Origin of the sequence: Pedobacter sandarakinus (genome assembly GCF_026240095.1) — a bacterium.
In the GTDB taxonomy this organism is placed as follows: domain Bacteria; phylum Bacteroidota; class Bacteroidia; order Sphingobacteriales; family Sphingobacteriaceae; genus Pedobacter; species Pedobacter sandarakinus.
Genome location: NZ_JAPIVG010000016.1, coordinates 1 through 2,878, shown reverse-complemented (window position 1 = coordinate 2,878; position 2,878 = coordinate 1). Strand labels below are relative to the sequence as shown.

Sequence of the window (2,878 nt, the reverse complement as noted above, 5' to 3'; positions counted from 1 at the left end):
CAAACGCAGTGGTTTTGCGAAAAAACCCCACTCACACACCCTTAGCACAAACGAGCAAAACAAAGAGCCGCTGTTTTTTTGATGTGTAAGGGGATGTGCGCAGGCTCCTAGCTGGATTGACGAGGCGCTTTGGGTACTTTGGCGCAGCAAAGTACCATGCCCCGCGGCATAGAGCGGAAGATGATTACTTATCGAGGAAAAATTCATCATAATAAAAAAATAACATAAGTATCAACCACCTCTACACCTCAACCCTCTATACCTCAATCAATAGTTAGTCAGCCAATATTTCTTCTTTATTGATAAATATCAATCCTGACAACAAAAAATATCGGTTTTACAAAATTCCATTTACTATATTTGCTAAAACTGTTCCGTTTGTTTGATTCGCTTATAAATATCAATACCGAGCTCTGCTATGGCGCAATATTCCTATTGTCGCTATTGCTGGTGATGTTTAGCATTCCATCTATTATACATACCTCATTAAAATACAGGCTTTTCGATTCCAGCGATATGCATCGTAAGAATCATGCCAACAACATCTCGCGTCTAGGCGGACTTTCAATCGTTATAAGCTTTACAATTTGTACGCTTTTATTCTCGGCGTTTATAAGCTTCAAGGAAGCAAATTTTCTGATTGTATCCTGTATTATTTTATCTGGTTTAGGTTTGAAGGATGACGTCTATGGTACGAACACCAGTACAAAGTTCCTCCTACAATTAATTGTTGCCAGCATTCTTGTTTTTTTCGGCGGGTTTAGGTTAACCAGTTTATACGGCGTTCTAAATATTGGAGAGATGACCATCCTATATGGTGGCATTTTTTCCATTATCTTGATCATATTTTTAAATAATGCCTTTAACCTGGTAGATGGAATTGATGGACTTGCAGGTACAATCGGGATTCTAGCAAGCCTGTGTTTCGGCATTGCTTTTGCAATTATGAAGCAGCTTCCCTACGCCTTTATTGCTTTTTCTTTAGCAGGCGCAATTGCGGGATTTTTGAGGTATAATTGGTATCCAGCGAAGATATTCATGGGCGACACAGGAGCCTTGATTATTGGCTTAACCACCGCTGCATTAGCAATTAAATTTATAGAACTTAATAAGTTTACAGGGAAAAATGAACCAGTATTTTATTCCGCTCCAGCCATTGCTGTATCCATACTAATTGTGCCAGTATTCGATTCATTGAGAATATTTACGGTTAGAATATTAAGTGGCAAATCCCCTTTTTTGGGCGATAGAAATCATATGCATCACCGTTTAGAACGACTAGGTTACCGGCCCGACCAGATTACGGGATTGACAGTAGTTCTTAACTTCGGAATTATTGCCTTGACGGTAATACTTCAGCACCTGGGAAATTTCTTGCTCATTTTTTTACTGATTGCCATTTGTGTGTTATTTAATGCCGTTGTTTCCTGGCGACTATATAGAAAAACAAGATTTAAGCCAAATGAGGAGGTTAGTCATATACCCTCCAATTTGTATTGTGAAAATAATCACTAATTTTGAGCTTAAATTTTTCATCAAATGAGGCTAGCCATTAATGGTTTTGGTAGGATAGGGAGAACATTTTTGCGTTTGGCTATGGCTGAAGGTTTTGAAGTTGTAGCTATAAATGATTTGGCTGATGCCAAGACTATGGCACACCTATTTAAATATGATTCGGTTCACGGTGTCTTTGCCTATCCTGTAGAAGCCAGGCCCGATGCGTTGGTTGTTGGTAAAATATCAATTCCTGTATTTGCAATCCGAGAAGCTGATGAGTTGCCATGGTCTGCACTAAGGGTAGATTTGGTTGTAGATTGTACAGGTAAAAATCTTACCCGTGAAACCGCTGAAGAACACATTACCGCTGGAGCAAGGCAAGTATTGATTTCTGCTCCAGTTGCGGATGATATACCAATGGTGGTTTTAGGAGTAAATGATGATGTAGTCGATCTAAAAAATGAGATCCTATCTAACGCAAGTTGTACAACTAACAATATTGCGCCAATGATTAAGATTTTAAACGACAATTGGGGAGTGGAAGAAGGATATATCACAACGATTCATTCCATGACGGGTGATCAGAATTTGCACGATGGCAACCATAAAGACTTACGAAGGGCTCGGGCGGCATCATCATCAATTATACCAACCACCACAGGCGCAGCAAAAGCCATCACCCATATCTTTCCTGAGCTAGATGGTCGGTTGGGCGGAGCAGGAATACGTGTGCCAGTGCTTAATGGATCATTAACAGACTTTACATGTTTACTCAACAAGAAAGCGACCATTAGCGAGATCAATGCCGCTTTTAAGGCTGCTTCTGAAAATGATCTAAAAGGAATTGTTGAATATACTACAGACCCTATTGTTTCTATTGATATCATTGACAATCCCCATTCTTGTATTTTCGACTCATTACTAACATCTATTGTTGGCGATATGGTTAAAGTAGTTGGCTGGTATGACAATGAATATGGTTATAGCTCGAGATTAGTTGATGTAGTTAAAAAAATTGCTGCGTTAAATACGGCGATAGCCTAAGCTCATTATTGGGAACACCCTTATAAAGCTACAATCTTTTCCCGAAGTACGCCGTCAATACCCACAGCCGCCAAGTAAAATAAAAACACTGAAGCAAATTCGCTGGCGGCTATTCACAATCGCACACCCCTTCACAGGTTATACCAAAGTACGCCGTCAATCCCAAGAGCCGGGAAATCAAAAAAACAGGAGCACAACAGCAAACCTTGCATTTGCAAACCTAAAACGCAGTGGTTTTGCGAAAAAAGACCACTTTCCAAACCCTTAGCACAAACGAGCAAAACAAAGTGCCGCTGTTTTTTTGATGCGTAAGGGGATGTGCGCAGGCTCCTAGCTG

At 40.1% G+C, this 2,878-nt stretch carries 2 protein-coding genes; both read left to right on the top strand.

Annotated elements, in window-relative coordinates; translation table 11 throughout:
• Positions 1-378 precede the first annotated feature (378 nt).
• Positions 379-1,515, top strand: coding sequence for an MraY family glycosyltransferase (locus OQ268_RS17735; RefSeq protein ID WP_265858147.1), 1,137 nt, complete (start codon positions 379-381; stop codon positions 1,513-1,515).
• A 24-nt stretch (positions 1,516-1,539) separates the two neighbouring features.
• Complete coding sequence (gene gap / locus OQ268_RS17730) at positions 1,540-2,541, top strand: type I glyceraldehyde-3-phosphate dehydrogenase (protein ID WP_265858146.1); 1,002 nt, start codon at positions 1,540-1,542, stop codon at positions 2,539-2,541.
• Positions 2,542-2,878: the final 337 nt, after the last annotated feature.

What these genes read in the sequence shown, in the direction of transcription:
- gap (WP_265858146.1), top strand. Translation starts at nt 1,540, where the DNA reads ATGAGGCTAGCCATTAATGGTTTTGGTAGGATAGGGAGAACATTTTTG.